The sequence below is a fragment of the Streptomyces albireticuli genome (genome assembly GCF_002192455.1).
GTDB classification, from domain to species: Bacteria; Actinomycetota; Actinomycetes; order Streptomycetales; family Streptomycetaceae; genus Streptomyces; species Streptomyces albireticuli_B.
In genome coordinates this window covers 6,460,565-6,467,500 of the sequence record NZ_CP021744.1, presented here as the reverse complement: position 1 = coordinate 6,467,500, position 6,936 = coordinate 6,460,565, and the positions used below count along the sequence as shown (strand labels likewise).

4 protein-coding genes and 1 pseudogene (1 of these 5 running past the window's edge) are annotated in these 6,936 nt (G+C 74.5%); 2 read left to right on the top strand and 3 right to left on the bottom strand.

Features of this window, described 5'->3' with window-relative positions:
• Positions 1 to 1,048 carry the 3' portion of a phosphoenolpyruvate--protein phosphotransferase gene (gene ptsP, locus SMD11_RS28115; RefSeq protein WP_087929108.1) on the top strand. Its footprint begins 623 nt before the window's first position, so 1,048 of the gene's 1,671 nt are visible here — the last part of the coding sequence; the start codon falls outside the window, past its left edge; the stop codon is at positions 1,046 to 1,048.
• 79 nt (positions 1,049 to 1,127) lie between these two features.
• On the opposite strand, the gene SMD11_RS28110 is transcribed toward ptsP, so the two are convergent.
• Complete coding sequence (locus tag SMD11_RS28110) at positions 1,128 to 2,123, bottom strand: hypothetical protein (RefSeq protein WP_234366191.1); 996 nt, start codon at positions 2,121 to 2,123, stop codon at positions 1,128 to 1,130.
• A 23-nt stretch (positions 2,124 to 2,146) separates the two neighbouring features.
• Positions 2,147 to 3,439 carry an MFS transporter gene (locus tag SMD11_RS28105; protein WP_234366190.1) on the bottom strand — a complete coding sequence of 431 codons (1,293 nt, stop codon included), beginning with the start codon at positions 3,437 to 3,439 and terminating at the stop codon, positions 2,147 to 2,149.
• Positions 3,440 to 3,485: 46 nt separating this feature from the next.
• Between SMD11_RS28105 and SMD11_RS28100 the strand changes: the two genes are divergently transcribed.
• Positions 3,486 to 4,805 (top strand): GntR family transcriptional regulator, encoded by a 1,320-nt coding sequence (locus tag SMD11_RS28100; protein ID WP_087929107.1) that lies wholly within the window; start codon positions 3,486 to 3,488, stop codon positions 4,803 to 4,805.
• A 13-nt stretch (positions 4,806 to 4,818) separates the two neighbouring features.
• Here SMD11_RS28100 and SMD11_RS28095 read toward each other — a convergent pair.
• A pseudogene (locus SMD11_RS28095) lies at positions 4,819 to 6,824 on the bottom strand (acetoacetate--CoA ligase).
• Between the last annotated feature and the right edge of the window lie 112 nt (positions 6,825 to 6,936).

Genomic DNA, 6,936 nt, shown 5'->3' with positions numbered 1-6,936 from the left:
GGCCGAGGGCACGGTCGTGGCCGTCGACGGCAGCACGGGCGACATCTTCGTCGACCCGAGCGCCGAGAAGCGTGCCGAGCTGACGAAGGCCGCCGAGGCGCGCAAGGCCGCCCTCGCCGCGTCGTCCGGCCCGGGCGCGACGTCCGACGGGCACAAGGTGCCGCTGCTCGCGAACGTCGGTGGCCCGGCGGACGTGCCGGCCGCGGTCGAGGCGGGTGCCGAGGGCGTCGGTCTGTTCCGCACCGAGTTCCTCTTCCTGGACGACAGCCAGAAGGCGCCCTCGGAGGCCAAGCAGATCGAGGCCTACCGCAAGGTCCTGGAGGCGTTCCCCGAGGGCCGGGTGGTCGTGCGCGTGCTGGACGCGGGCGCGGACAAGCCGCTCGACTTCCTGACGCCGGCCGACGAGCCGAACCCGGCGCTCGGCGTGCGCGGTCTGCGCACCCTGCTGGACCACCCGGACGTGCTGCGCACGCAGCTGGTCGCGCTGGCCAAGGCCGCCGAGGGGCTGCCGGTCTACCTTGAGGTCATGGCCCCGATGGTGGCGGACCGCACGGACGCCAAGGCGTTCGCGGACGCGTGCCGCGAGGCCGGGCTCCAGGCCAAGTTCGGCGCGATGGTGGAGATCCCCTCCGCCGCGCTGCGGGCCCGCTCGATTCTCCAGGAGGTCGAGTTCCTCTCGCTGGGCACCAACGACCTGGCGCAGTACACCTTCGCCGCCGACCGTCAGGTCGGTGCGGTGTCCCGGCTCCAGGACCCGTGGCAGCCCGCGCTGCTCGACCTCGTCGCCGCCTCCGCCGAGGCCGCCAAGGCCGAGGGCAAGAGCTGCGGGGTCTGCGGTGAGGCCGCCGCGGACCCGCTGCTGGCCTGTGTGCTGACCGGACTGGGCGTCACCAGCCTGTCCATGGGCGCCGCGTCGATCCCGTACGTGCGCGCGACGCTGGCCAAGCACACGCTCGCCCAGTGCGAGCGCGCCGCCGCCGCGGCGCGTGCCACGGACACGGCCGAAGAGGCCCGTCTGGCCGCGCAGGCGGTGCTGTCCGGCGAGTGAGCCGACGGGTGACGTCAGGACGACGTGACCGGATGACGTGAGGGGTGCCCCGCCGCAAGGCGGGGCACCTTTCGCGTTCTCAGCCCTTGCCTCCGCCTTCCGTTTCCCCCTCCGTTTCCCCTTCCGCTTCTTCGTCCCCTTCCTCGTCCCCTTCCTCGTTCCCTTCTTCTCTCCCCGCTTCTTCGTCGACGAGCCGCAGGCCCGCGCGGTAGTCGACACCGGGCTCCGGGGGCACCGGCTCGCCGGTGCGGGCGTCGGTGCAGTAGGCGGCGAAGACCTCGGCCTCCGTCAGGGGCCGCAGCCATCCGTCGCGTACGTTCCACCCCCGGACGGTGTCGCGGCGGCCCGGCAGCGTGGTGCGCAGGACGACGCCGCCGGGGCGGTCCGTGGCGATGCCGGCCGCCAGCACCGTGCAGAAGACCAGGGCCGCGGCCTCCCCCAGGTGCAGCAGGCCGTCGTCGCGGTGCTCGGCGTGCAGCACCGCGACGAGCGGGACGTCGCCCTCGGCCGAGACGCTGCACACCAGGTGGTGGCTGCCCGGGCCCACGGCCCGGACGAGGCGGCGCAGCGCCCGGGTGGCGCGGGCGAACGCGGCCCCGCCGATGTCCTCGCCGCAGGAGGCGCAGTCACCACCGGCGGTGAGGAGGGAGGAGGCGTACTCCCAGGTGGCCTGCTGTTCCGTCGCGTCGACGAGCTGGGGCAGCAGCCTGCCGATCGGCTGGCCCTCGTAGGTGACCTTGGTGCCCGCCGCGGCGACCTCGGCGGTGTAGCGGGTGCGGCTGGCGGGGCTGTCGGGGTCGAGGTGGGAGTCCGCGCAGAACTCCTCGTAGCCCACGGGGTCGAAGAGGGCGACGCTCGTGTGCGTGCCCTGCCGGGCGAGGGTCCGCAGCAGCCCCTCCATCTGCCGCAGATAGGTGGCGTGGTCGTCGAAGACGAAGGACGGGTATCTGCTCATGGCGGTGAAGTCCGCCTCGTCGGCCAGCACGGCCACGGTGCTGGGCACTTCGCGGCGCAGTGCGCGCCGCGCCGTCATCTGTCGGTTGCCCCGGGTGCTGCCGTTCCTGTGATGCGCCATGACTCCCCCATCAGCGCGGACGATCAGTGCTCACTCACCGTAACCGAGGGCACTGACAACGCACTGTCCCCGCGGTCGCGCACCAGGCGGTGCTGGGCGCAGGACATGGCGGCGAGTGCGGCGCCGAACGCGAGCCAGCCGAGGGGGCCGGTGGTGATGGCCGCGGTCACGGCGAGCGGTCCGACGCTGCGCTGGACGGCCTGGCCGAGGCCGTGCACGCCGAGGTAGGCGCCCTGGGCCGTGGGCGGGGCGAGGGCGACGGACAGCTCCCAGGAGACGGTGGCGTGCAGCATCTCGGCGACGGTGAAGGCGGTGGCGGCGAGGATGAGGGCGATCGAGGCGGTCCAGGGGGAGTCCACGGCCGAGACGGCGAGGGCGATACCGCCCGTCAGGAAGGCGGCGGCCAGGGGGAGGAGTGTCGCGCGGGCGGCGCGGGGGGTGGTGCCGAAGCGTGCGAAGGGGACCTGGAAGCAGACCACGAGCACGCTGTTGAGGACGAGCAGGAGCGGGACGAGCTGGTGCGGGGCGGACGTGGCCGTCACGGCCCAGAGCGGCAGGCCGACCCGGAAGACGGAGTCGTCGAGGAAGAGGGCGGTCTCGGTGGCGGTGTAGGCGAGGTAGCGGCGGTCGCGCCACGGGTTGGGGGCGGGTTCCGTGGCGGTGGCCGGGGTCTGGGCGGAGGTACCGTCCTGGGCCGCGGTCGCGCCGGGGCAGTGGGCCGTCGCGGAGGTGGTGACGAGGCGCGCGGGGGACGGGGGTTCGCCGCAGCGCAGGGTGAGGACGGCGGCCAGGACGAAGGAGAGGGTGTCGCCGATGAGCAGGCCGCGGTAGACGGTGGCGTCGGCGGCGGTGAGCGCGCCCGCCGCCGCGAGGCCTCCGACCGCCCAGCCGAGGTTGGCGGCGGTGCGGTTGATCGCCTGGTAGCGGGCGCGTTCGGCGTCGGCGACGCGGGTCGCGTACAGCTTGGTGAGGACGGAGGAGGCGCGGTCGCCGAGGCTGCCGACGGCGGCGATGACGAGGAGGAGGCGCAGGTCCGTGGTGGTGAGGAGGGAGAGGGAGGCGAGGGCGCGCACGGCCTGGACGGCGGCCAGGAGCGGTCGTAGGGGCACGCGGTCGGCGAGCATGCCGCCGAGGGGCGGGCCGGCGATGCCGGCGGCTCCGGAGGCGCCGAGCAGGATGCCGATCTCTCCGGTGCCGAGTCCGGCGACGTAGGTGAAGTAGAGGACGGCGGTGGCCCCCCACAGTCCGGAGCCGACCCGGTCGACGAAGCTGATGGCCAGCAGACGGCGTCCGTCCGCTCCCCCCGGTATACGCATCTGGTTCCCCTTGACCGACCTATTGTACTGATACATACTCAGATCTGTGGTGACACAATATGAGTTCACTGGTACGAACGCCAAGGGGATTGCCGCGTCCATCGAGCGCGGGGTGGCCGAGGGCGCTCTGCCGCCGGGCAGCGCGCTGCCTCCCGTGCGGGTGCTGGCCGAGCGGCTGGGGGTGAGCCCGGGCACCGTCGCGGCCACGTACAAGGAGCTGCGCGGGCGGGGCATCGTCCTCACCCGGGGGCGCGGCGGGACGGTGGTCGCCGAGGCTCCGGCGGTGGCCTCCCGGCGTCCGCCGAAGGTTCCCGCGGGGCTGCGCGATCTGTCCGGCGGCCATCCCGACCAGGCGTTCCTGCCCAGCAGGCTGCCGTCGGCCCGGGCGGCCGCGGGGTCGCGCCCGCACCGGTCGTCGCCACGGCTCGCGCGGCTGGAGGAGCTGGTCCGCGCCTGGTACGAGCGGGACGGCGTGCCGTCGGCGCACGTGACGTTCGCGCACAGCGGGCTCGACTGCGTGGCGCGGCTGCTCTCCGTCGAGCTCCGGCCGGGCGACGGGGTGGCCATGGAGGACCCCGGCTACCACCACCTGCTGGATCTCGTGCCCGCGCTGGGGCTGCGGTCCGTGCCGGTGGTGGTGGACGACGAGGGGATCCGGCCGGAGTCGCTGCGGGCCGCGCTCCGGGCGGGGGTACGGGCGGTGATCTTCAGTCCGCGGTCGCAGAACCCTTACGGCGGCGCCTTCTCTGCCGGGCGGCGGGACGCCCTGGTGGCCGTGCTCGCGGAGGCCCCGGACGTGCTGGTGATCGAGAACGACCACGCGTCGGAGATCGCGGGCGTGCCGCTGCACAGCGTGGCCGCCGGCGGGCCGGGCCGCTGGGCGCAGATCCGCACCGTCACCAAGTACCTGGACTCGGATCTGCGGTGGGCGGCGATGGCGTGCGACCCGATCACGCTGGCCCGGCACGACGGGCGGCTCCTGCTGACCTCCGGCTGGGTGAGCCACGCGCTCCAGGACGCGGTGGCCGGGCTGCTGGCGGACCCCGGGGCCCGGGCCCTGGTGGCCCGGGCGCGCGACGCCTACGCGCTGCGCCGGGAGACGCTGCTCGGGGAGCTGGCCCGGCACGGCGTCCCCGCGCACGGCGCCAGCGGGCTGAACATCTGGGTGCCGGTGTGCGACGAGGCCGCGGTGGTCAACGGCCTGCGGTCGTCGGGCTGGTGGGTGGCGGCCGGGGCGCGGTTCCGGACCGGCACCGGGCCCGGGGTGCGGATCACGACGACGGACCTGCTGCCGGCGGAGGCCGTGCGCCTGGCGGCGGACTTCGCGGGGATGCTGGGTGAGCGCCAGGCGACGTACGGCGGGTGAGGCGGGCGCGCGGTCAGCCGCGCGCCCGGCCCAGCTCCTCGTAGAACCTCAGGAGGCCGGCGTCGTCGACCGAGCCGGGGTTGACGGCCTTCTCCAGCGGCGTGCCCTGGAGGAGGCGCTTGACGGGGACCTCGATGCGCTTGCCGGTCAGGGTGTGCGGGATGGCGGGCACCTCGATGACCTCGTCGGGGACGTGACGGGGTGAGAGCTGGGCACGGATGGTGCTCTTGATGCGGTCGAGCAGGGCGTCGTCGAGGGTGGCGCCCGGGGTGAGGTGGACGAAGAGGGGCATCCAGTAGCCGCCGTCGGGCTCTTCGACGCCGATGACGAGGGACTCGCGGATCTCGGGGAGGCGCTCGACGGCCTCGTAGATGTCCGCGGAGCCCATGCGGACGCCCTGGCGGTTGAGGGTGGAGTCGGAGCGGCCGTGGATCACGACGCTGCCTCGCGAGGTGAGGGTGATCCAGTCGCCGTGGCGCCAGACGCCGGGGAACATCTCGAAGTAGCTGTCGCGGTAGCGGGAGCCGTCGGGGTCGTTCCAGAAGTGGATCGGCATGGACGGCATGGGGCCCGCGACGATCAGCTCGCCGACCTCGTCGACGACGGGCTTGCCCTGGGCGTCCCAGGCCTGGAGGTCCGTGCCCAGGCAGGGCGCCTGGAGCTCGCCGATGTGCACCGGCAGGGTGGGCACGGCGCCGGCGAAGCAGCTGCACACGTCGGTGCCGCCGCTGACGGAGGCGATCCACATGTCCTCGGCGACCTCGTCGTGCAGCCAGCGGAAGCCGTCGGGCGGCAGCGGTGAGCCCGTGGTGGCGACGCATTTGACGCGGGAGAGGTCGAAGTCGCGGCCGGGGTGGACCTCCGCCTTGCGGCAGGCCATCACATACGCGGCGGAGGTGCCGAAGAGGGTGGCGCCGGTGCGCTCGGCGACGCGCCACTGGGCGGCGGTGTCGGGGTGGCCGGGGCTGCCGTCGTAGAGGACGACGGTCGAGCCGACCAGGAGGCCGGAGACGAGGAAGTTCCACATCATCCAGCCGGTCGAGGTGTACCAGAAGAAGCGGTCCTCGGGGCCGAGGTCGCAGTGCAGGGCGAGCTGCTTGAGGTGCTCCAGGAGGATGCCGCCCTGGGACTGCACGATGGCCTTGGGCAGGCCCGTGGTGCCCGAGGAGTAGAGCACCCACAGGGGGTGGTCGAAGGGGACCTGCTCGAAGACCGGCTCGGCGCCGGACGAGGTGAGGGCCTCCCACTCCAGGGCGCCCTCGGGGGCCGGGGTGCCCAGGAGCGGGACGTGCACCACCGCGCGCACGGTCGGCAGGCCCGCGCGCAGCTCGGCAACGGTCCCGGCGCGGTCGTGGCGCTTGCCGCCGTAGCGGTAGCCGTCGACGGCGAACAGGACAACGGGCTCGACCTGCTGGAAGCGGTCCAGGACGCTGCGGGCGCCGAAGTCGGGGGCGCAGGAGGTCCAGACGGCGCCGACGGCGGCGGTGGCGAGCAGGGCGACGACGGCCTGCGGGACGTTGGGCAGATAGGCGCTGACGCGGTCGCCGGGGCGGACGCCGAGACGGCGCAGCTCCGCGGCGAGGGAGCCGACCTGGGCGCGGAGTCCGGACCAGCTGACGGGGACCGGCTCGTGGGTCTCGTCGACGTACAGCAGGGCGGGGCCGTCGGCGCGGGCGGGGTCCTCGGCGGCGCGCAGGGCGTGCTCGGCGTAATTGAGCGTGGCGCCGGGGAACCAGCGGGCGCCGGGCATGGCGGGGTCGGCGAGCACCCGCGAGGCGGGGGTGGAGAAGCGCACGTCGCACCAGGCGGCGACGGCCTGCCAGAAGTCGGACAGGCGCTCCACGGACCAGCGGTGCAGCGCGGCGTAGCTCGCGGCGGGGTCACCGGGGACGGGGCCGGGGCGCCGTGCCGCTCGGCGGCCCAGGCGTGGAAGCGGGTGACCTGTGCGCGGGCGACGCGGTCCTCGCCGGGGGTCCACAGGGGTTCCGGCTGGGTGGCGGGCGGCGGTGCGGTGGTCATCTGGCTGCTCCCGGCTGTTACGCGTCGTGGGCGTCGCGCCGCGCACCGGCGGGTTCGCGCGGGACGCGGCTGAGAGGACGATGCCACGTGATCGACTCCCGCACCAGCCCTG